The organism is Mesorhizobium sp. RCAM 05099, from assembly GCF_059683685.1.
Genome location: NZ_CM185035.1, coordinates 2069518 through 2090587, shown reverse-complemented (window position 1 = coordinate 2090587; position 21070 = coordinate 2069518). Strand labels below are relative to the sequence as shown.

Annotated in this window: 18 protein-coding genes and 1 pseudogene; 15 read left to right on the top strand and 4 right to left on the bottom strand. The window is 63.3% G+C overall.

Translation table 11 applies throughout. From position 1 onward, the window contains the following. Nucleotides 1-36: 36 nt before the first annotated feature. A complete protein-coding gene (locus AC56QQ_RS10215; RefSeq protein ID WP_497126800.1) occupies nucleotides 37-972 on the bottom strand; it encodes a choline ABC transporter substrate-binding protein in 936 nt (311 codons plus the stop codon). A gap of 406 nt (nucleotides 973-1378) precedes the next feature. Between AC56QQ_RS10215 and AC56QQ_RS10210 the strand changes: the two genes are divergently transcribed. After that, nucleotides 1379-1990, top strand: a complete 612-nt coding sequence (locus AC56QQ_RS10210) for a thymidine kinase (RefSeq protein ID WP_256753143.1) — start codon at nucleotides 1379-1381, stop codon at nucleotides 1988-1990. Nucleotides 1991-1996: 6 nt separating this feature from the next. Here AC56QQ_RS10210 and AC56QQ_RS10205 read toward each other — a convergent pair whose 3' ends face one another. Then, on the bottom strand, nucleotides 1997-2893 hold the full coding sequence (locus tag AC56QQ_RS10205) for a DMT family transporter (RefSeq protein WP_497126798.1): 897 nt from the start codon (nucleotides 2891-2893) through the stop codon (nucleotides 1997-1999). Between the two features lie 100 nt (nucleotides 2894-2993). On the opposite strand from AC56QQ_RS10205, the gene AC56QQ_RS10200 reads away from it, so the two are divergent. The 9 genes from AC56QQ_RS10200 to AC56QQ_RS10160 all read left to right on the top strand — a co-directional run bounded on the left by AC56QQ_RS10200 (nucleotide 2994) and on the right by AC56QQ_RS10160 (nucleotide 14198). Then, on the top strand, nucleotides 2994-3851 hold the full coding sequence (locus AC56QQ_RS10200) for a LysR substrate-binding domain-containing protein (RefSeq protein ID WP_497126796.1): 858 nt from the start codon (nucleotides 2994-2996) through the stop codon (nucleotides 3849-3851). 138 nt (nucleotides 3852-3989) lie between these two features. Then, the gene (locus AC56QQ_RS10195) at nucleotides 3990-4379 is read left to right on the top strand and encodes a c-type cytochrome (RefSeq protein WP_497126794.1); all 390 of its coding nucleotides are present in this window, start codon (nucleotides 3990-3992) and stop codon (nucleotides 4377-4379) included. Between the two features lie 333 nt (nucleotides 4380-4712). Then, a complete protein-coding gene (locus AC56QQ_RS10190) occupies nucleotides 4713-5801 on the top strand; it encodes a hypothetical protein (RefSeq protein ID WP_497126792.1) in 1089 nt (362 codons plus the stop codon). A 40-nt stretch (nucleotides 5802-5841) separates the two neighbouring features. Beyond that, the gene (locus AC56QQ_RS10185) at nucleotides 5842-6987 is read left to right on the top strand and encodes a hypothetical protein (protein ID WP_497126790.1); all 1146 of its coding nucleotides are present in this window, start codon (nucleotides 5842-5844) and stop codon (nucleotides 6985-6987) included. Nucleotides 6988-7011: 24 nt separating this feature from the next. After that, entirely contained in the window at nucleotides 7012-8922 is a 1911-nt protein-coding gene (locus AC56QQ_RS10180) for an AAA family ATPase (RefSeq protein WP_497126788.1), read from the top strand. A gap of 131 nt (nucleotides 8923-9053) precedes the next feature. Continuing rightward, nucleotides 9054-9470, top strand: a complete 417-nt coding sequence (locus tag AC56QQ_RS10175; RefSeq protein ID WP_497128924.1) for an endonuclease domain-containing protein — start codon at nucleotides 9054-9056, stop codon at nucleotides 9468-9470. A gap of 105 nt (nucleotides 9471-9575) precedes the next feature. Beyond that, on the top strand, nucleotides 9576-10877 hold the full coding sequence (locus tag AC56QQ_RS10170) for a DUF6638 family protein (RefSeq protein ID WP_497126786.1): 1302 nt from the start codon (nucleotides 9576-9578) through the stop codon (nucleotides 10875-10877). A gap of 104 nt (nucleotides 10878-10981) precedes the next feature. Further along, nucleotides 10982-12106, top strand: a complete 1125-nt coding sequence (locus AC56QQ_RS10165; RefSeq protein ID WP_497126784.1) for a DUF2333 family protein — start codon at nucleotides 10982-10984, stop codon at nucleotides 12104-12106. A gap of 412 nt (nucleotides 12107-12518) precedes the next feature. Then, nucleotides 12519-14198 carry a formate--tetrahydrofolate ligase gene (locus AC56QQ_RS10160; RefSeq protein WP_497126782.1) on the top strand — a complete coding sequence of 560 codons (1680 nt, stop codon included), beginning with the start codon at nucleotides 12519-12521 and terminating at the stop codon, nucleotides 14196-14198. Nucleotides 14199-14262: 64 nt separating this feature from the next. Here AC56QQ_RS10160 and AC56QQ_RS10155 read toward each other — a convergent pair whose 3' ends face one another. Next, nucleotides 14263-14907: a cysteine hydrolase family protein gene (locus AC56QQ_RS10155; protein WP_497126780.1), complete on the bottom strand. Its 645-nt coding sequence runs from the start codon at nucleotides 14905-14907 to the stop codon at nucleotides 14263-14265. Nucleotides 14908-15034: 127 nt separating this feature from the next. Here AC56QQ_RS10155 and AC56QQ_RS10150 point away from each other — a divergent pair, with 127 nt between their 5' ends. Beyond that, a complete protein-coding gene (locus AC56QQ_RS10150; RefSeq protein WP_497126778.1) occupies nucleotides 15035-16030 on the top strand; it encodes a GlxA family transcriptional regulator in 996 nt (331 codons plus the stop codon). Between the two features lie 5 nt (nucleotides 16031-16035). On the opposite strand, the gene AC56QQ_RS10145 is transcribed toward AC56QQ_RS10150, so the two are convergent. Next, the gene (locus tag AC56QQ_RS10145) at nucleotides 16036-16593 is read right to left on the bottom strand and encodes a sugar O-acetyltransferase (RefSeq protein WP_497126776.1); all 558 of its coding nucleotides are present in this window, start codon (nucleotides 16591-16593) and stop codon (nucleotides 16036-16038) included. Nucleotides 16594-16778: 185 nt separating this feature from the next. Here AC56QQ_RS10145 and AC56QQ_RS10140 point away from each other — a divergent pair, with 185 nt between their 5' ends. The 4 genes and pseudogenes from AC56QQ_RS10140 (at nucleotide 16779) to AC56QQ_RS10125 (ending at nucleotide 21047) form a co-directional block, all read left to right on the top strand. Beyond that, on the top strand, nucleotides 16779-17240 hold the full coding sequence (locus tag AC56QQ_RS10140; protein WP_091579043.1) for a DUF4126 domain-containing protein: 462 nt from the start codon (nucleotides 16779-16781) through the stop codon (nucleotides 17238-17240). Continuing rightward, nucleotides 17237-18613, top strand: a complete 1377-nt coding sequence (locus tag AC56QQ_RS10135) for an FAD-containing oxidoreductase (protein WP_497126774.1) — start codon at nucleotides 17237-17239, stop codon at nucleotides 18611-18613. The genes AC56QQ_RS10140 and AC56QQ_RS10135 overlap by 4 nt, the downstream gene beginning before the upstream one ends. A 114-nt stretch (nucleotides 18614-18727) precedes the next feature. Further along, entirely contained in the window at nucleotides 18728-19906 is a 1179-nt protein-coding gene (locus tag AC56QQ_RS10130) for an MFS transporter (protein WP_497126772.1), read from the top strand. An 86-nt stretch (nucleotides 19907-19992) separates the two neighbouring features. Beyond that, a pseudogene (locus AC56QQ_RS10125) lies at nucleotides 19993-21047 on the top strand (M14 family metallopeptidase). Nucleotides 21048-21070: the final 23 nt, after the last annotated feature.

Genomic DNA, 21070 nt, shown 5'->3' with positions numbered 1-21070 from the left:
GCCCTCAATTTCGGTTATGCCGAAATCACAGTCGGCTCAGCTTCCAAGCGCGGTCTTGACCGCCGCCGCGGCGTCGCCGCCATCGAAGGTGGTCACGCCGGCGATCCACGGAGCAACCGCGTCCGGATGCTTCTTCAGCCAGTCGGTCGCGACCGTGTTGGCGTCGCCGCCCTTCAGGATCGCGTCCATCATCTCACCTTCCATGTCGAGGTTGAACTTCAGGTTGGCGATGAACTTGCCGGCATTCGGGCACTCGGTGGTGTAGCCCTTGCGCACATTGGTAAACACGGTGGCGGCACCGAAGCCGCTGTCGCCCATGCCGTTGAGATAGGTGATCTTCATCGCGCCCATCACCGGATGCGGCGTCCAGCCGAGGAAGGCGATCCACTCATTGTTCTTTATCGACTGCTCGGCCTGCGTCAGCATGCCGGCCTCCGAGGATTCGACCAGTTCGAAGCCTTCGAGATTGTCCTTCGGGTTCTTGATCATGTCGAGGATGATACGATTGCCGTCATTGCCGGCCTCGATGCCGTAGATCTTGCCGTTGAACTTGTCCTTGAACTTGCCAAGGTCGGTCAGCGTCTTGACGCCCGCGTCCGCCACATAGGTCGGCACGACGATGCCATAGCCGGCGCCGGTCAGGTTGGTGCTGATCGTCTCGACCGAACCGTCGGCGGTGTAGTCCTTGATGTCGTTGGTCATCGAGGGCATCCAGTTGCCGAGGAAGACATCGAGATCCTTGTTCTTCAGCGACGCCATGGTCACCGGCACCGACAGCTGGATCACCTGCGGCTCGTAGCCGAGCGCGGTGAGCAGCACGGAAGCGACGCCGGTCGTCGCCTGGATATCGGTCCAGCCGACATCGGAAAGGCGCACCGCCTTGCAGCTTGCCGGATCGCCGGCGAAGGCAGCGCTCGTAGACAACAAAGCCGCCAGGCCGAGGCCGGCGACGAAGGAATTCATACGCGACATAGATATTCTCCCATTGCGATTCTTTGGCGAAGCGAAGTTGCGGTTTCTCTGCCCGCCTTGTTTCGTCAACCAAACACCATTCTCGTGCGGTTTCAAGCGTCAAGGCAATCACGATCAACGGCGCGGGCTGGCCAATCAGCGACACGCTTCCTGCTTTTGCGATGCACGGGTGGTGTTTCTTGGGGGGAACGCGACGGCGCCTCTCCCCGCGCCGGGGCAAGTCGGCTTAAGGTCTGTCAAGATTCAGGTCAGGCCGCGCCGAAAATGGTGGGTTCCGAGAACCGGAGCGGAGCGTACTTTCGGGTACGTGAGCTCAGTTCTGCTGCGTCGCAGTAGAACGGGGAAGCGCGGGAACCGCCTTTTGCACGCCGGCATCACCTGGATGTCAACAGACCTTTAGGGCGGCATGGCCAAGCTTTACTTCCACTACGCGACGATGAATGCCGGCAAGACGACGATGCTCCTGCAGGCGTCGTACAATTATCGCGAGCGCGGCATGACGACGATGCTGTTCGTCGCCGGCCACTACCGCAAGGGCGACAGCGGCCTGATCTCGTCGCGCATCGGACTGGAGACGGAAGCCGAGATGTTCCGCGACGGCGATGATTTGTTCGCCCGCGTCGCCGAGCACCACGGGCATACGACGGTGCACTGCGTCTTCGTCGACGAGGCGCAGTTCCTCGAGGAAGAGCAGGTCTGGCAACTCGCCCGCATCGCCGACCGACTGAACATCCCGGTCATGTGCTACGGCTTGCGCACCGATTTCCAGGGCAAGCTGTTTTCCGGCTCGCGCGCGCTGCTGGCCATCGCGGACGATCTGCGCGAGGTGCGCACCATCTGCCGCTGCGGCCGCAAGGCGACGATGGTGGTGCGCCTCGGCGCCGACGGCAAGGTCGCCCGGCAGGGCGAGCAGGTGGCGATCGGCAAGGACGTCTATGTCTCGCTCTGCCGCCGCCACTGGGAAGAAGAGATGGGGCGTGCGGCGCCCGACGATTTCATCGGCTTTGTCAGGGCCTGAGCAAGCTCACGCGGCCGAGACATGCCATCTCGAGAACCGCCAGCCGAGCCGCACGCCAAGTGTTGCCAGCGCGATAAGCACCATGCCGGCAGCCTGTGCCAATCCAAGCGGATGCCCGTAGATTGCCCAGTCGATGATGATGGCGACGATCGGGTAGATGAAGGTGATGACGCCGATCACCGGTGTCGTCAGGCGCGGAAAGGCTGAATTCATCAGCACATAGGCAATGCCGGTGTGCAGGACGCCGATGCCGGCCAGCCAACCCCATGACGCCAGTGGGATGTGCTGGCCAACCGCCGCGAACGGGGCGAGCATGACGACACCTACCACCGTCTGGCAAAGCACGGTGATTTCCGCGCGCTGCCGGCCAAGGCCTTTGGCCAGGATGGTCGCCACGGCATAGAGCATGGCTGCTCCCAGCGTCAGCCCAATGCCCATTGCCCAGTTGGCATCGACATGGCCGTGCGAAATGGTGAGGCCGCTGGCCAGCACGACGCCAAGAAACGCCGCCAGCATCCAAAGGACCTGATCGAGCGAGATGCGCTCCTTGAGAAAGATCACGCCGATCAGCACCACGAAGAACGGCTGCACATGGTAGACGATCGTCGTCGTGGCGATCGACGTCAGGGTGAAGCCGGCGAAGAAGGCCGTCCAGCTGAGCACCATGCAGATGCCGGCAAGCGCGGCCAGCGCCAGCCGGGACAAGGACAGGGTGCGGTCCGGCAGATAACCGCGCAGCAGGCACCATGCGAAAAGAAATACCGCGCCGAACACGCAACGCCAGAAGACGACGGTCACGGGATGCAGCCCCGATTCCGTGACGAAGGCGCCGACCGTACCGGCAATCACCATCGCCAGGGCAAGGTTGGCGGCCGGAAAGCGAGCTTTCGATGTGTCGGTCATGCATGGTCTTTCCAACGCTGGGACGGCCATCTGGACAGCAACAAAGCCTTCAAACAAGCGAATAGATTTGTGACCATCTATTCGATATGCTGATAGCAGTATGGCCGCTCCCCTTGACCTCAATTTGCTGAAGACCTTTGTCGCCGTCGTCGAGAGCGGCAGCCTTTCCAATGCGGCGCCTCGCGTCGGCCGCAGCCAGTCGGCCGTCAGCATGCAGATGCAGCGGCTGGAGGAGGTGGTCGGCACCCAGTTGCTGGTGCGGGGGCCGAGAACGGTCACGCCCAATGCGATCGGCGAGGATTTCCTGATCTATGCCCGCCGGCTGCTGAAGCTGTCGGACGAGGCTTGGGCAAGCGTCACCCGACCCAAAGAAACGGGCAGCGTGCGCCTTGGCGTACCGGATGACTATGCGGCGTTCCTCTTGCCGCCGGTGCTGTCGCGCTTCGCGGCGGAGCATCCCCTGGTGACGGTGGAACTGATCTGCGAACAATCGACCGCGCTGGTGAAGACGCTGGCGGAGGGACGGCTGGACCTGGCGATCGTCACCCGTCTGCCGGAGCAAGCGCTTGATGTGATCCGCCTGGAACGCTTCGTCTGGGTCGCCTCGCCCAACCATGTCGCCTGGGAGAGCGATCCCTTGCCCGTCGCCTTGTTCGAGCCTGGCTGTGCCGCCAGGATGAATGTCCTGCAGGCGCTTGGCGATGCCGACCGGTCCTACCGCTGCACCTATTCCAGCGCCTCCCTGCTTGGCCTTGTCGCGGTCGTGCAAGCCGGGCTTGCGGTTGCCGGCCTGGCCCAGCGCAGCGTGCCGCCGTCACTGCGCATCATCGGCGGCAATGAAGGGCTTCCCGTGCTGCCCGATCTCGAAATCGGCATCCTGCGCAACCCGCTGTCGACAACGCCGGCGGTCGAACGGCTGAATGATTTCCTGCGCCGCGATCTGGCCCAGCAAGCCTGACTTGCGGAGGTCATCGTCCGCGCATACGAGATCAGGCGCTGGCCCGCCTTCCGCAATCCCGCCACGATGCAGCGTTTGTTAAGGCCTCGGTCCTATTTTGCGTCATCTCGTTCCAGCCAGAACTCGTCGGAGTCAGCCATGTTTCGAGCCGCTTCGCCTGCCGGTCTCCTTCTCCTTGCCAGTGCCCTTGCCGCCCATGCCGGAGGCGACCCGGCGCTGGGCAAGCGCGTCTTCAACAGATGCATCGCCTGCCACGAAGCGGCCACCGATCGCGACAAGATCGGCCCGCATCTGATGGGTGTGGTCGGCCGCACCGCCGGCAGCGCCGAGAGCTTCCTTGGCCACTACTCCGAGGCGATGAAGAGCGCCGGCGCCGCCGGCCTTGTCTGGGACGAGGCGAACCTTGCCGAATATCTCAAGGCCCCGAAGCTGAAGGTGCCTGGCAACAAGATGGCCTTCGGCGGCCTGACCAGCGACGACGACATCGCCAATGTCATCGCCTATCTGAAGGCCGATCCGAAGCCCTAGCAACCGTCGGCGCGCTTGGCGACAGTGCTCGATCCGGCTGTTTGTCGAGACCCTCGAGCGGTTCAGTGCTGTGTCGAATTTCGAGGCATCCGCATCGGCGGAGATTGAACGCTTTCCCAGTCGCTTTGCCGGCATGAAAGTTCAATGACAGCTGAACTACGTTCGCATGACGCGGTAATCACGCCATGACCATGCCTTCACTGTCTTTCAAGACCGTGACGAATTCTTTTGTTTTCGGGCCGGCCCTGTCTTGCGTCTTTCAATCCCCGGATGCCCCACATATATTCGCCGCTGTTCGCAACCAGCGACCTGATGCCGAAGCGGGAGGCCCTAATGGCGACATTGCAGAATTTCGATGCCGAAATTGCCAAGACCAAGCAGGTCGTCCAGGACATGCGCACCAAGATCGAGCAGTCCGGTACCGTTCTGGATACGCTCGCCACCGCCGACAAGAAGATCGGCGACGCCAATTTCGACATCGAGAATGCCCGCATCGAGGACGTGCTGAAGCAGCAGAAGGTGATGGAAGGCAACATCGCCGACCTGATCATCGGGCTTGAGGATGCCACCAACGTCTTCGGCGCCGAGTTCGAGAGCATGAAGAACTACACCGGCTGGGAGAATTTCATCGGCATCTTCTCCAGCCAGAGCAAGCAGCGCATGCGCACCGACCGTGTCCGCAACATGTCGCTGGCCGGCAATCTGCAGGAACTGCTGGCCAAGTCCGACACCATCGTCGGCATCCTCAAGGCGCAGAAGGAGGTTCTCGATCAGCGCTACAAGACCTCCGAGGCCAGCCTGTCGCAGGTGATCGAGCGCCGCAAGACCACCATGTCCAACCTCGAAGCCGTGCAGAAGCGCATCGAGGAACTCAATCCGATGCTGCTCGACATCGAGAACAAGATCGCCGCCTCGACCAGCCAGAAGGATCGCACGCAACTCGAAGGCGAGCGCTCCAAGCTCGCCACCGAATACAACGAGAAGCAGGCCAAGGAACAGGAGCTGCTGGCCGAGAGCCAGACGCTCGAGCGCTACACCTCGATGTTCCAGACCTTCGTCGATTCGCTCAACAACCAGATCGCCGCGCAATCGACGCTGATCAACAAGCTGACCATCGATACCGAGCAGCGCATCGTGCTCTACAAGGCGCTGGAAGATTCGCTGAAGACCGCCGCCCAGCAGGACGTCGCCCACAAGATCAACACGCTGGGCAGCCAGGTCGACAACACCGCCGAGGAAACCATGGCCGGCATTGGTGCCGCCTCGCAGAAGCACATCGGCGACCTCTTGGAGATGCACGAGAAGAACATGGTCGCCAGCGCCGACATCCAGCGCCGCAAGAAGCTGGCCGACGATGCCTTCGCCCGCCGCTTCGACGAGGTGCTGAAGAAGCACAATTCGGCCAACTACGTGCAGCAGTAATTGCCGCACGCATCGGTGCGACAATCCCAGGGCTGACAGCATGACCCCCGAAAACGACGCGGCGGCGCGATATTTCTCGGCGATAACGGCAGCACTCAGCGGGCTCGAAGTGTTCATGCGCGACGACCGCTCGCCGCTCTACCGGCACGGCATCGTCGCCAAGATCGTCGCCGAATACATCGCCCGGCTCGACAAGTCCTTTTCCTGCTGGCGCAACCGGCTGGGCTTCATGGACACGTTCCGCATTTCGCGCGCCGAAAGCGGCTTCCCGGTCTTCCAGAACCTGCTTGAACTGGAGAACGATCGCCGCCAGGCCGACGCGCGGCTTGCCAACATCCCGCTGGCCGGCGAGCTGCGCGAGGAAATGGCCGACTTCATCCTTCGCCACAAGGAATTCCCCGAGGCGCTGCAGAAGTCGATGGCCGAGCGGCTCTACCTCGAGGACGTGAAAAGCGAGACCACGTTCGGCCCGTTCACGCTGGCGCAGACGGCCAAGGTCTCGGTCAATCCGAAGACCGCACGGCCCTATTATCTCGTCCACTGGGCGACGTTCGACGGCAGCGCCAACCTGCCGCTGGTCTACATGGTGACGGTGGAGGATTCCTCCGAAGCGATGATCCGCCAGCTCGTCGACAGAAATGGCAAGCTCAACGAGACAGTCGACATTCCGCTGCCGGTCGACGGCCTGCTCAATCCCGAGCTTGCCCACCGTTTCGACGATTTCACCGAGAAGAACTCGGCCTACACGCTGTCGCCGGCGACCATTGCCGTCAACCTCGACAAGGATTTCGAGCCGCTGCATCCCAAGCAGCTGCGCCGCGTCGTGCTCGGCCCGTTCTATTCGGCCGGGATTACCGAGAACAACTCGACGGTGACCGAGGTTCTGGCCAAGGTGCGCAAGCCGGAAAATGCCTGGCTGCTGACCTGGACCATCCAGGAAGTCTATTCCAAGGGCGAGAAGCCCGGCCGCAAGGGGCTGTTTTCGAGCGAGAAGACGACGCAGGAATTCTTCATCAACACCGACGACCTCGAGGCCGCGCGCCAGGGCGTGTCAAGCTACGAAAACCATGCACTGATCCCGCACGAGGCCTATCAGGCGCTCTATGCCGCCGGCGAGGCGCAGAAGATCTTTTCCGGTTACAAGGTCCATATCCTGTCCAACGGACAGGTCATCTCGGACGTCTGACCGTCACACCACGGAGCACCCTTCATGGACACCGGCCTGACCACCATTCCGGAAGCGGCGATCGAGAAGCACCGCGCCACCGCGCAGAGCTTCATCACCCGCATCGTCGTGCTGGAGGATCCCTCACGCGAATCCGGCACCGCCCTTGCCGGCACCAACCGCCGCTTCGTCTCCACCGTCTCGGTCGGCTCGGTGCGCCGCACGCGCGAGGTCGAGCTGTCGAAAACCGTCGGCGCCGTCCATCCCGACGATCAGCTGCTGACCATCCCCCAGCACACGCTTTTGTTTCGCGCCCGGCGCGGCACGGCCATCGCGCTCGCGATATCGGACGTCTTCGCCGAAGGCTCGGACCTCGAAAGCCTGCAGGCGAAGAACACCCGCGCGCCCCTCGAAGGCGACGAGGCCGCCACTTTCAAGAAGCTTCTGTCAGCCTCGGCTTACATCTCGGCCTTCAGCCTCGCTTCCTATCTGCTCCAGCTGATCGACAGCGACGGCGAAGCGCCCAACGACAGTCCCGAGCCGGACTTCCTGTTCGACACGCCGCAGGATGCGGTGAAGTCGATCCTGGCCGGCCTCGACAAGGCGGTATCAGGATCGTCCGACGACGCCGACCTGATGACCAGGGCACGCGCCTTTGCTCGTGTCGCCATCGACGGGTTGTTGGCGCGCAAGGGCCGTTTCGACGGCATCGGCCCCTTCGAGAACGCCCATATCCGCATCGATGTCGACGATTTCACCCTCGATGGTTTCGACGTCGCGCCCGGCAAGCGGTCGAAGCCCTCGGTGATGACCTTCAAGACGCCGGAAGAGGTCGTCGGCAACCACATCGCCAAATACCAGTCGGTCAAGCTCGCCAAGATGCTGATGGCCTATGATTTCGAGCGCGAGCTGAACCCGTTCGTCGAGCTCGGCGGCTTCCTGTTCACCTTCATCGGCGATGGCGCGCCCGGCACCGGCAAGACGACGCTGATCCAGATGATCGCCGGCCTCGTCAACGGTTACTGCCAGGTCGCCGGTTATCCCTTCGCCTACGAGAATTTCGGCGTTGACCAGATCTCGTCCTACCAGGGCAAGTCGGGCCAGAACTGCCGCCAGTTCATCAACAATGTGCTCAACCCGCGCGTCATCGGCTTCGGCACCATCGACGACATCGACCAGGTGGCGGCCAGACGCTCCGACGACCGCGCCTCGGCCGGCCAGCAGGAGATCACCGGCGTCTTGATGGATGCTTTCGCCGGTGCCGGCACCGTGGTGCGCGGCAACTGCTCGTTCGGCATGTTCTCCAACTATCCTGAAAATGTCGACGACGCGCTACGCCAGCGCGCCGGCGCCCGCTGGCTAGTCGACGGTCCGCAGACCCGCGACGACTACATCGACATCTTCGTGCTGCTTGTCGGCAAGAACCACAAGATCCCGCTCGGCGACCACAAGCTCTACGCCGCGCAGGAGATCCAGCGCGCCGTGACCGAGGCCTATGAAGAGCATGAGAAGCCGCAGGAAGACGGGCTGATGAAGGTCTATGAGCGCTACATGAAGCAGAACGGGGCGCCGAAATCCATGGCCGACATCGGCACTTATCTGCACCTAATCAAGGATGCCGAGCCGCGCTTCACCGGCCGCGCCATCAAGAATGTCACCGACGCCATCAAGATGCGCGCCATGGACATCGAGCTTCCCGACGACTGGTTCGAGAAGCCCGAAGCCTTCATGCACAAGGGCTATGATGAGAAGAAGGCGATGATCGAGGAACTGCGCGGCCCGTTCTCGATGGACATGGTCATGCAGGAGATCAACCGCTACGCCGACAGTGAATTCCGTTATTCCGACAAGTCCGACGACGCCGCGGTGGAGAAGCTGCTGCGCGACGCCCGCCTGCGCGAACGGGCGGCGCGCGAAATGGAGGAGATGAAGAAGAAGGGGTTGTGGAATGCGTGAGTTTTCGTCCCTTGTGAACCCTCGCCACCAATGGACAGGTTGCAATCGCGATGCCGAAGGACGAAGCGCCAACGCTGACGCCCCCCTCTCCCCGTTCTTCACGGGGAGAGGGTAAGGGTGAGGGGCAGCGCATGCGTGGACCGGAAATCGAGACAACGGGTCGAGCGAGGCGTCTGCGTCGATCGGACAATGACGCTGAAAACGCGCTTTGGCTTGAACTGCGCGACCGCAGACTGAACGGTCATAAATTCGTGCGGCAATTTCCAATAGGCAGCTATTTTGCCGATTTTGCCTGCAGGGAATACCAGCTTGTTGTCGAGATCGATGGTAGTCAGCATGCCGACAACAAGTATGACCAGGCCAGGGATCGCTCCATGGTTTCAAACGGTTGGTCTGTCCTTCGTTTTTGGAATGTCGACGTCTTGAAGAGCCGGGAAGAAGTGCTCGAAACGATACTGGCTGCGATCGAGGGGCGCCTCGAAACCCATATTGAGACGCATGAGCTTCGATTTGTTGCCGCCAAAGACTATGGAGAGACATGTCCTTGATCGTTCGCGCCGCCCCTCACCCTTACCCTCTCCCCGTGAAGAACGGGGAGAGGGGGCGTCAGCGTTGGAGTCCTGCCCTCCACCGCGTGCTTTGGAACTGCACTCATGACCGCCAAGAAACCCGACCTTCTGCGCGACAACGAGCTGATCTATGGCCGCTTGTTGATGATCGACGAGCCGCATCTCATCCAGCGCTACAACAAGGCGCTGGCCGCGTTCGGCCTCGAGCCCACCAAGCTGAAGAGCTTCCAGATCGACCGCACCGGCTTCTCGCCCGAGGTGGCGGACGAATACGGCGACCCTGACTATCTCGATCCCAACGAGGTCAATCGCCGCTTCATCATCCTGACGCCGTCACAGATCGACCTGCCGGTGGTGCACACCGCTTTCTCCAACACCTCGCAGTTGATGTTCGAGTTCATGTCCAAGAACCAGCGCGCCATCGACGCGCTGACGATCAAGGACGTCATCTATGGCGAGATCGAGGATGCCGTTCCCAAGGTCAACGACATCGAGGACCTGTTGTCGATCAACCAGGTCGAGTTCAAGGTGCTGTCGGCGGAGGACGTGCTGGGCAAGGCCGCCGAACTCGGCAAGCTCGTCGACCGGCTGAAGCAGGAGCCCGACGCGTGGCGCGACAACGCCATGCTGACCCGCATGGTGGAACTGGCCAAGGTCTGCGGCGACATCCGCGAGAACGCGCTGGTGCCGGACCAGGTCATCTTCCGCCACAATGCCTACTGGACCAGCCATTTCGGCGGGCTCTACGTGTTCGTCGATCCGGACATGACGACGGTGATCAGTGATCCGGCCGCCCCGGGCTTCCGCCGCTCGCGGCCGTGGCAGGTGAGCTATATCTCGATCAACGATGCCGACAAGGTGTTCAAGTTCCTTGCCTCCACCGGACGCATTGAACTGCCCCGCGCGTCCTGGGTCGAGGCATCGGGCTATCTCGAGCACCGTGCCGAAATGGTGGTGCGCGCGTTGATCCGCGACGCCGAACCTGACCGCAATCTGACCGATGTCGACAAGGTCTGGCTGCAGACCTGGATCCAGAGCCATGCCGACCTGATCACCAGGGACGGCAATTTCCCCTTCCTCAACGCCGCCAAGCGCGAGATCGCCCAGCTTGGCCACCTCAAGATCGACGATGTCTTCCCGCAGCAGCGTTTCCTGGTCGTCCGCGCCAAGCCCGATCATCCCGACGCCTGGCTGACCAACCGGCTGATCTCGGATTTCGTGCCGTCGGACTTCGTCTCACGCTACATCTTCAACAAGCAGGGCTTCTACAAGGACTATGACGGCTTCAGCGACGCCTTGCGATCGCATGTTGTGGACGTTCTGAAAACCACATATTTGAAGGACAAGGTGGCGTTTCGCACACGCCTCTACGGCCTGACTGACTAGGACGAAATGAGCCGTCATTTCGTTCTAACTTGTTGTTTTGGCGCATGATGTTATCCAAAAAGTCTGCAACTTTTTGGCATCATGCTTTGAGGGGTGACATCGCCATGCTTGATCCGATCGTGAACTTCTTCACCCGGATTTTCCAATGGATCGGCCGCGGCATCGGCCTGCTCATCGGCGTTATCCTGTGGCCGTTCCTGTGGGCCGGGCGCTGGTACACGCAGCGCGGCTGGATCCTGAAGGCCGCGGTCGGCGTGGCTCTGCTGGTGCTGATCGGCCTCTACGCCAATTTCTTCTACGCCACCCAGTGGTGGAACAATTTCAACCCGAACTATCCCGACACTTACACCTTCGAGAAGCGCAACATTTCCGCTGGCGAACAAGTCGCCGCCGGCGCCGGCACCGACACCGCCAAGACCTGCGGAAACTCCGGTATCGCCCAGATGGCGGCCGACCTCACCGACTTCAATGTCAACCAGAATGCCTGGATCTCGTCGATGATCCTCTACAAGGTCGGCCTGTTCGGCATCGACTGGGACCACACGCCGTGGATGGACAACAAGGCTTCGTTCCAGCGCGGCATCAACCAGGCGGTGCGGCGCACGGCGACCGAGCTTGCCGACAATCTTGGCCGCGTGCGCACCACCTCGCAGATCGACAGCGATCTGCAGAATGCCCGCGGCAATCTGCAGTTCGACGAGGAGACCTGGTATTTCGGCCTGAACCCGTTCGGCCCCAAGACGCCGACGCCGAGCTATTATCGCGACGCCGTGCGCATGCTGCGTTCCTTCAACGCCCGGCTCGCCACCTGCCAGGCCACCTTCGATGCCCGCGCCGACAATCTGAAGCAGTATATCGATCGCATCTCGTCGGACATCGGTTCGACGTCGGCGATCCTCAAGGAGCGCGCCGAGAACCACAACAATGGCTGGTTCGATTTCCGCGCCGACGACCGCTACTGGTTCGCCTATGGCCAGCTCTATGCCTATTACGGCCTGATGAAAGGCGCCCAGGCCGATTTCGAGGACGTCATCAAGGAAAAGCACCTGCAGAACCTGTGGGATACGATGGACTCGCAGTTCGTCTCGGCGCTGAAGATCCAGCCCTTCATCATCGCCAATGGCCGCGAGGATGGCTGGCTGTTGCCGACGCACCTGACGACGATGGGCTTCTACGTGCTCAGGGTGCGCTCCAACATGGTCGAAATCAGCAACGTGCTGTCGCAGTAACGCTGTTCAGCCCAATGCATGCGCCCAAAGCGGCCTCGGCTTTGGGCGAAAGACATGCCTAAAAACAAAGACCTGAAGCGCATCGCCTGAACCCGATCAAGCGCGATGCGCTTCAGGCTCGGGCAATGGCGAATTTGCGCCGTCGCCTCTGTCGCATTCCGTGCATTGTGCGGCTGTTTTGAGACGGCGGAAGCGCCTCCGCTCTGGCTTCTATACGGCGCGGCAAGCGGAGCAGAAAGAACCGATGGCAGGTCGGCCGCCGCAGAGGAATTTTCTTCACAGGAAACATAGTTGCATGCAAGTTGACGCCGCGGCAGCGACAGGGTTAGAACATGCCCGCGCCCGGGTTCAACATGCCTGCGAGTGAGATCAAACCCGTCCCCTCCACCGTCCAATCCAGAGGAAAGCCGTCATGGCCGAAGTGAAGTCCGACATCGAGATCGCGCGCGGCGCCAAGAAGAAGCAGATCCAGGAGATCGGCCAGAAGATCGGTATCCCGACCGAACACCTTTTGCCCTATGGCCACGACAAGGCGAAGATCTCCGCCGAGTTCATCAAGTCGGTGAAGGGCAACAAGGACGGCAAGCTGATCCTCGTCACCGCCATCAACCCGACGCCCGCTGGCGAAGGCAAGACGACCACCACGGTCGGCCTCGGTGACGGCCTCAACCGCATCGGCAAGAAGGCGATCGTCTGCATTCGCGAGGCCTCGCTCGGCCCGAATTTCGGCGTCAAGGGCGGCGCCGCCGGCGGTGGCTACGCCCAGGTCGTGCCGATGGAGGATATGAACCTTCACTTCACCGGCGACTTCCACGCCATCACCACGGCGCACAACCTTTTGTCGGCGCTGATCGACAACCACATCTACTGGGGCAATGAGCTCGGCATCGACACCCGCCGCGTCGTCTGGCGCCGCGTCATGGACATGAACGACCGCGCTTTGCGCGAGATCATCTGCTCGCTCGGCGGCGTCGCCAACGGCTTCCCGCGCGAGGCCGGCTTCGACATCACCGTCGCCTCGGAAGTCATGGCCATCCTGTGCCTGTCCACCGACCTGAAGGACCTCGAGAAGCGCCTCGGTGACATCATCGTCGCCTATCGCCGCGACAAGTCGCCGGTCTACGCCCGCGACCTCAAGGCCGACGGCGCCATGGCCGTGCTCCTGAAGGACGCCATGCAGCCCAATTTGGTGCAGACGCTGGAGAACAACCCGGCCTTCGTGCATGGCGGCCCGTTCGCCAACATCGCGCATGGCTGCAACTCGGTCGTCGCCACCACGACGGCGTTGAAATTGGCGGACTATGTCGTCACCGAAGCCGGCTTCGGCGCCGACCTGGGTGCTGAAAAGTTCTTCGACATCAAGTGCCGCAAGGCGGGCCTCAAGCCGGCGGCGGCGGTTATCGTCGCCACCGTGCGCGCCATGAAGATGAATGGCGGTGTCAAGAAGGAAGACCTCGGCAAGGAAAATGTCGAGGCGGTGAAGAAGGGCTGCGCCAACCTCGGCCGCCACATCGAGAACATCCGCCAGTTCGGTGTGCCGGCTGTGGTCGCCATCAACCACTTCTATTCCGACACCGACGCCGAAATCCAGGCGATGAAGGACTATGTCGCCTCGATGGGTGAGGAAGCCATCCTGTGCAAGCACTGGGCCAAGGGCTCGGCCGGCATCGAGGATCTCGCCAACAAGGTGGTGGCGCTGGCCGAATCCGGCGCTTCGCAGTTCGCGCCGCTCTATCCCGACGCCATGCCGCTGTTCGAGAAGATCAATACCATCGTCCAGCGCATCTATCGCGGCTCGGAAGCGATCGCCGACAAGTCGGTGCGCGACCAGCTCAAGGCCTGGGAAGAGGCCGGCTATGGCCACCTGCCGGTCTGCATGGCCAAGACGCAGTACTCCTTCTCGACCGACCCGAACCTGCGCGGCGCGCCGACCGGCCACACCGTGCCGGTGCGCGAGGTCCGACTGTCGGCCGGCGCCGGTTTCGTCGTCATCATCTGCGGCGAAGTCATGACCATGCCCGGCCTGCCCAAGGCGCCGTCCTCGGAAAAGATCTTCCTCAACGAGGCCGGCCAGATCGAAGGCCTGTTCTGAGATCTTGCCGTCTCGACAACAAAGGGCGCCGCAGCGATGCGGCGCCTTTCTTGTTTCAGAGGCTCTAAGCCGCGTTGCGCGCCAGTGCCCGCTGGTTGGAACCGAAGATGGTGTCGCGCTCCGGCAGCGTGCCGGTCTTCAGGCACTCGATCCATTCGGCGGTCTTCAGCACCGCGGCGAAGCGCGACTGCAGGATGATCGTCACCACGCGGTGGACCTCCTCGGCCGAGGCGTAACCGGCGCTGTTGGCGTAAGGCACCGAGCCGGTGGCGTCGGACAGGAATTCCACCGCAAAGCCCATATGCACGGCGTGGATGATGGTCGACAGGTCGCAATTATGCGTCATGTAGCCGACGACCGTGATCGTATCGATGGCGTTGGCGCGCAGCCAGTCCTCGAGGTCGGTGCCGGTGAAGGCGGAGGGCAGCATCTTTTCGACGTAGTGGTCGCGGCCGCGCCCGGCGATCTCGGGGTGCAGTTCGCCGCCATGGCTGCCCTTGGCGAAGATCGGCGACGTCTCGGGCGCCATCTGCTTGACGACCACCACCTTGACGCCGGCCGCCGCCGCCGCGTCCATGGCGCGCGCCACATTGACGACGCTGTCGCGGAATGGTGGGTGCTGGATGGCCAGGTTGCCGCCATCATAGTCGTTCTGGACATCGACGACGATCAGCGCCCGGCGCGGCGTGGTGTTGACTGGGTCAGACATGGTGCTTTCCTTTCCGGCTTGAATGCGATGGGTCGAAAATAGGCGGATCGTCGGATAGTCGAAAGTGTCCCGATTGACATCATTCGCAAGAATTGGGACAATCCGTATTCAAGTGCCGGAAGCGCCCATGACCGACCCGATCATCGCCGTCCTCGCCTTTGATGGCATCAGCCCGTTCCATCTTTCCGTGCCGTGCCTGGTGTTCGGCGAGGACAGGACCGCACTTGGCCTGCCGCGCTTCGACTTCCGCATCTGCGCGGGCAAGCCCGGCCCGATTCATACCGAGGCAGGACTGACCGTTGCCGCGCCGCATGGGCTCGAAGGGTTCGACGGCGCCGACATCGTCATCATCCCCAGTTGGCATCATCTCGCCGAGCCGCCAGCACCGCTGCTGATGGAGGCGCTGCGCCAGGCGCACCGGCGCGGCGCATTGATTGTCGGCCTGTGTCTGGGAACCTTTGCCATTGCCGCGGCCGGGCTGCTTTCGGGGCGCGGTGCGGCGACGCATTGGGCTTATGCCGAGCGGTTGCAGAAACTCCATCCCGACATCGCTGTCGACGCCTCGGTGCTCTATGTCGACAATGGCGACGTCGTGACTTCGGCCGGCGTAGCCGCCGGCCTCGACTGCTGTCTCCACATCGTGCGGGCCCGTTACGGCGCGGAAGCCGCACTTCGGCTCGCCCGCCAGATTGTCCTGTCCCCGCATCGGCAGGGCGGGCAGGCGCAATTCATCGAGCACCCGGTGGCGAGGAGCGCGGACGCCGACCGTTTCACCCAGGCCCTCGACGCGGTTCGCGCAACGCTTAGCGAAACGCACAGTCTGGACCGCATCGCCGAAGCCGCCGGCCTGACACGGCGGACCTTCACCCGCCGCTTCCAGAAATCGATCGGCACCAGTTTCGGCGAATGGCTGACCAGCCAGCGGATCGAACTGGCGCAGCGCCTGCTGGAGGCAACCGAGAAATCGGTGGACATCGTGGCCTTCGAGGCCGGCTTCGGCAGCGCCACGTCGCTGCGCCAGCATTTCGCCGCCCGGCTCAGGACGTCGCCGGCGCAGTACCGGCGCGAATTCTCGCAGCGCGCCGATCAGGACGAGCGCATGGCGCACGCCCTTTCGTCCTGATCCGCTCAGTTCCGCTTGATCGCCCGTGCCGGATTACCCACCACGGTGGTGTTGTCGGGCACGTCGCGCGTCACCACGGCACCGGCACCGACGATGGCGCCCTCCCCGATGCTGACGCCGCCGAGGATGACGGCGCTGCCGCCGATCCAGGCGTTGGCGCCGATGTCGACCGACCTGGCGATTTCCAGCCCGGCTTGCCGGCCCGCGGCCTCCCTGTGATGCTCGGCGCAATAGATCTGAACATTCGGGCCAAGCAGTGTTCCGTTGCCGATGCGCACCGTCGCCGTGTCGAGGATGGTGCAACCGGCATTGAGAAAGACGCCGTTGCCGAGAAAGATGTTGAAGCCGTAGGCGCAGTGGAAAGGCGCCTCGATGCGAGCGCCCTCACCCACCTTGCCGAGCAGGGCTTGCAGGCCCGGCCCGAGGTTTCCGCGCTGTCGTGGCGGCAGCGAATTGTGCTCGAAAACCGCGTCGCGCGCTATGGCGCGCAGTGCCTCCAATTCGTCATCGAGGCATGTGTACCATTCCCCGGTTGCCATTTTCACGCGCTCGGTTCCAGCCATGGCGGTGTCTCCATTTGACGTGATTGCCAAAGCACAATTGCAGTGAATGGGAAAGTGCCGGCGTCACTGCGGCTTCGAGCGCAGAATCCATTCCGATTTTCGCAGTCATGCGCTGGTCAAATCCAAAGCCTATGCTAGCCTGCTCTTGCCGGGCTGTCCTGGTCCGGGGATCGAGGGGATCAACCATGTTGTATATTCTCGCACTCCTGATCGGCGTCATTGCCGGTCTTCGCGCCATGACCGCGCCGGCCGCCGTCGCCTGGGGCGCTTATCTCGGTTGGCTGCCGGTCGCCGGCACCTGGGCGAGCTTCATGAGCCATTGGGCCGCTGTCGGCATCTTCACCATCCTGGCCATCGTCGAGCTGGTCACCGACCAGCTGCCGTCGACGCCGAGCCGCAAAGTGCCGCAGCAGTTCGGCGCCCGCATCATCATGGGTGCCTTTACCGGCGCTGTGATCGGCGCGACTGGCGGCGCCACCATCGGCGGCCTGATCGCCGGCGCCATAGGCGCTGTCATCGGCACGCTGGGCGGCGCCGAGGCGCGCGGCCGGCTGGCGGCAAGCTTCGGCAAGGATCCGCCCGCCGCCTTCATCGAGGACGCGGTGGCGATCATCGGCGGCCTGCTGATCGTAGCGGCGGTCGCATGACGGCGAAGACCTTCGACGCCATCATCATTGGCGCCGGCCAGGCCGGCACACCGCTCGCCGGCAGGCTGAACGCAGCCGGCATGAGCGTGGCGCTGATCGAGCGCAAGCTGGTCGGCGGCACCTGCGTCAACACCGGTTGCATCCCAACCAAGACGATGGTGGCGAGCGCCTATGCCGCGCATCTCGCCCGCCGCGCCGCCGATTATGGCGTGACGATCGGCGGCCCTGTCGGCGTCGACTACAAGGCGATCAAGGCGCGCAAGGACAAGGTTTCGGGCGCCTCCCGCACCGGGTTGGAAACCTGGATCGCCGGCATGGACAAATGCACGCTCTATCGCGGCCATGCGCGCTTCGAATCCGCCAACACGGTGCGTGTCGGCGATGATCTTCTGACTGCCGGAAAGATCTTCCTCAACACCGGCGGCCGCGCCTCGGTGCCCGATTTGCCGGGCATCCACGACATCGACTATCTGACCAATTCGTCGATGATGGATCTCGACGTGTTGCCGCGCCATCTGATCGTCGTCGGCGGCAGCTACATCTCGCTCGAATTCGCGCAGATGTTCCGCCGCTTCGGTAGCGAAGTCACCGTCATCGAAAAGAGCCCGCGCCTGACCGGCCGCGAGGACGAGGACGTTTCCGCCGCCATCCTGTCGATCCTCGAAAACGAAGGCATATCCGTCCATGTCGGCGCCGACGACATCGGCTTCGCCAAACAAGGCAAGGACATCGCCGTCACCTTCTCCGCCGGCAAGGCGCCTGCGGTCGGCTCGCATGTGCTGCTGGCGCTGGGACGGGTGCCCAACACCGATGACCTCGGCCTCGACAAGGCCGGTGTCGCGGTCGACAAGCGCGGCTTCGTCACCGTCGACGACCAGTTGCGCACCAGCGTGCCCGGCATCTGGGCGATGGGCGACTGCAACGGCAAGGGCGCCTTCACCCACACCTCCTACAACGACTACGAGATCGTTGCCGCCAACCTGCTCGACAACGATCCGCGCAAGGTCAGCGATCGCATCGAGGCCTATGCGCTCTACATCGACCCGCCGCTCGGCCGCTGCGGCATGACCGAGGCAGCGGTCAAGAAATCCGGCCGCCGCGCGCTGGTTGGCCAGCGGCCGATGACCCGCGTTGGCCGCGCCGTCGAAAAGGGCGAGACGCAGGGCTTCATGAAGATCCTGGTCGATGCCGACACGCGGGAGATCCTTGGCTGTTCGGTGCTCGGCCCCGGTGGCGACGAGGCGGTGCATTGCGTGCTCGACCTGATGTACGCCAAGGCGCCTGTCGACACGCTGGCGCGCGCCGTGCACATCCACCCCAACGTCTCGGAACTGCTGCCCACCATCGCCCAGGAGCTGAAGCCGCTGGCCTGATGGCCTGCGGCCCAGCCCTTCCTTTTCTGCATTGCTGCAATGCAGCAACGCCGCTTGCGCACGGCATACTCCTCCGCGCAGTCTCCATTTGAACCGATTCAGTCTGGACGCCCGATGCCCTTGCCGATTCTTGCGCTTGCCATTGCGTCCTTCTGCATCGGCACCACCGAATTCGTCATCATGGGCTTGCTGCCAGAGGTCGCCGCCGACCTGGGCGTGTCCATCCCTTCGGCGGGCTTGCTGGTCACCGGCTATGCGCTCGGCGTCGTCTTCGGCGCGCCTGTCGTCGCCATGGCCACGGCGCACCTGCCGCGCAAGCCTGTGCTGGTCGGGCTGACCGCTTCGTTCGTCGTCGGCAATCTGTTCTGCGCCATCGCACCTGACTATTGGACGCTGATGGCCGCGCGCGTCTTCACCGCCTTCGGCCACGGCGCCTTCTTCGGCATCGGCTCGGTCGTTGCCGCCAGCCTGGTGCCGCGCAACAAGCGCGCCAGCGCCATGGCGCTTATGTTTGCCGGACTGACGCTTTCCAACATCCTCGGCGTTCCCGCCGGCACCGCGCTTGGCGAAGCCTTCGGCTGGCGCGCCACCTTCGTGGCCGTGGTCGGCATCGGCCTGATCTCGGTCGCCGCCATCGCCTGGCTGGTGCCATCTGACGTAACCGAGCCGAGCGGTGGCGGACTGCGCGGCGAGTTGCGCGTGCTTGGCAAGCTGCAGGTCTGGCTGGCGATGCTGATCGCGGCCCTTGCCTCGGCCAGCCTGTTTGCCGTCTTCACCTACATCAAGCCCTATCTGACCGACGTAACGGGCCTGTCCACCTCAGCGGTCACCTGGGTGCTGCTGCTGTTCGGCGCCGGCATGACCATCGGCAACATCATCGGCGGCAGGCTGGCCGACTGGAAACTGATGCCGACGGTCATCGGCACGCTGCTGTTGCTGGCGCTGCTGTTTGTTGGCTTCATGCAGTTCGGCGCCATAGCCAGCGTCGCCATCGGCATCGTCTTCCTGTGGGGCCTGCTCATCTTCGTCGTCGTGCCGCCGCTGCAGATCCGCGTCGTCGAGGCGGCTTCCGAGGGACCGAACCTTGCCGCGACGCTGAACCAGGGCGCCTTCAATGTCGGCAACGCCAGCGGCGCGTGGATTGGCGGCGTGGCCCTTTCCGCCGGCGTTTCCTATGCCAACCTGCCCCTAGTCGGCGCGGCGCTGGCCCTGCTGGCGGTTGCCGTCGCGGTGCTGTCGCAAGCGCTCGACCGGTCGGCACCAGTTGCGACCCTTCAGGCCCCTGCCGAGTAGCTTGCGCCCATCGCGCCGGATGCTGGACCAATCGACAGCGTAGCAACAAAGATGCATGTCTTCCGCTGACTTTTCGGAGACATCCCATGCAGAAATCGATCGAACGCATCGCCGGCGAAAGCGAAGGCGTTTCCTACGAATTCCCGGTGTTCCGCTTTGGCGGCGCCGACAAGGCCGTCCCATCCGCCTATCTGCAGGCCGCACTCCATGCCGGCGAGTTGCCGGGCGTCGTCGCCATCGACGCGCTGATGCCGATGCTCAACAACGCCGAGGCCGAGGGCCGTATCAAGGGCAACATCACCATCGTGCCCTGGGCCAACCCGATCGGTCGGGCGCAATATCATTTCGGCGAACATCAGGGCCGCTTTCATCTGGGCACCCGCACCAACTTCAACCGCGGCTTTCCGCTGCTCGCCGCCCCCGACCCGGCACTCTTGCCCAACACCAGCCTTGGCGGCGCCGACCAGCGGCTGAAAAGCCGGTTGCTGCAGCTTTCGCTCGGCCACGACATCGTGCTCGACCTGCATTGCGACGATGAAGGCCTCGCCTATCTCTACGTCCACACCAGCCTGTGGCCGGCCATGGCCGATTGCGCCGCCGCCATGGGCGTCGATGCGGTCGTGCTGTGGAGCGAAGACACCGACGGCACCTTCGAGGGCGCCTCGATCATGCCCTACCAGAACGTTCCCGCCGATGTGGCCAAGCTCGACCGGCGCGTCGCCACCACCGTCGAATATCGCGGCATTCTCGATGTCGACGGCGCCCTGGCCGCCGCCGACGCCGAAGGGCTCTACCGGCTGCTGGTGACGCGTGGCGTGATCGCCGATAGCGCCCTGCCCGTGCCCGGTCCATTCACCGGCGTCGTTGCCCCGCTGGAGAACATCGACATGATGCCGGCGCCACGGGCCGGCGCTGTGCTTTACGACGTGAAACCCGGCGACCGCGTCGCCGGGGCGATCGCCTCGCCACCATCGTCCATGCGCCGGGCGAAGCCGACGGCCGCACCGAAGTGTTTGCGCCGCAGGACGGCCTCATCCTGACGCGCCGCTCGCGCCGTATCATCCGCGCCGGCGAGGACCTCTTGAAACTGGTCGGCGACAGGAAGAGCGCCGACGCCAGATCAGGCACGCTGGAGGACTGAACTTCACCGCCTTCATGGAATCC

Excerpts from the sequence above, each read along its gene's own strand:
- AC56QQ_RS10170 (WP_497126786.1), top strand. The coding sequence starts at position 9,576 with ATGACCGCCAAGAAACCCGACCTTCTGCGCGACAACGAGCTGATCTAT.
- AC56QQ_RS10160 (WP_497126782.1), top strand. The coding sequence starts at position 12,519 with ATGGCCGAAGTGAAGTCCGACATCGAGATCGCGCGCGGCGCCAAGAAG.
- AC56QQ_RS10215 (WP_497126800.1), bottom strand. The coding sequence starts at position 972 with ATGTCGCGTATGAATTCCTTCGTCGCCGGCCTCGGCCTGGCGGCTTTG.
- AC56QQ_RS10185 (WP_497126790.1), top strand. The coding sequence starts at position 5,842 with ATGACCCCCGAAAACGACGCGGCGGCGCGATATTTCTCGGCGATAACG.
- AC56QQ_RS10150 (WP_497126778.1), top strand. The coding sequence starts at position 15,035 with ATGACCGACCCGATCATCGCCGTCCTCGCCTTTGATGGCATCAGCCCG.
- AC56QQ_RS10195 (WP_497126794.1), top strand. The coding sequence starts at position 3,990 with ATGTTTCGAGCCGCTTCGCCTGCCGGTCTCCTTCTCCTTGCCAGTGCC.
- AC56QQ_RS10205 (WP_497126798.1), bottom strand. The coding sequence starts at position 2,893 with ATGACCGACACATCGAAAGCTCGCTTTCCGGCCGCCAACCTTGCCCTG.
- AC56QQ_RS10155 (WP_497126780.1), bottom strand. The coding sequence starts at position 14,907 with ATGTCTGACCCAGTCAACACCACGCCGCGCCGGGCGCTGATCGTCGTC.
- AC56QQ_RS10145 (WP_497126776.1), bottom strand. The coding sequence starts at position 16,593 with ATGGCTGGAACCGAGCGCGTGAAAATGGCAACCGGGGAATGGTACACA.
- AC56QQ_RS10135 (WP_497126774.1), top strand. The coding sequence starts at position 17,237 with ATGACGGCGAAGACCTTCGACGCCATCATCATTGGCGCCGGCCAGGCC.
- AC56QQ_RS10175 (WP_497128924.1), top strand. The coding sequence starts at position 9,054 with ATGCGTGGACCGGAAATCGAGACAACGGGTCGAGCGAGGCGTCTGCGT.
- AC56QQ_RS10140 (WP_091579043.1), top strand. The coding sequence starts at position 16,779 with ATGTTGTATATTCTCGCACTCCTGATCGGCGTCATTGCCGGTCTTCGC.
- AC56QQ_RS10190 (WP_497126792.1), top strand. The coding sequence starts at position 4,713 with ATGGCGACATTGCAGAATTTCGATGCCGAAATTGCCAAGACCAAGCAG.
- AC56QQ_RS10165 (WP_497126784.1), top strand. The coding sequence starts at position 10,982 with ATGCTTGATCCGATCGTGAACTTCTTCACCCGGATTTTCCAATGGATC.
- AC56QQ_RS10210 (WP_256753143.1), top strand. The coding sequence starts at position 1,379 with ATGGCCAAGCTTTACTTCCACTACGCGACGATGAATGCCGGCAAGACG.
- AC56QQ_RS10180 (WP_497126788.1), top strand. The coding sequence starts at position 7,012 with ATGGACACCGGCCTGACCACCATTCCGGAAGCGGCGATCGAGAAGCAC.
- AC56QQ_RS10130 (WP_497126772.1), top strand. The coding sequence starts at position 18,728 with ATGCCCTTGCCGATTCTTGCGCTTGCCATTGCGTCCTTCTGCATCGGC.
- AC56QQ_RS10200 (WP_497126796.1), top strand. The coding sequence starts at position 2,994 with ATGGCCGCTCCCCTTGACCTCAATTTGCTGAAGACCTTTGTCGCCGTC.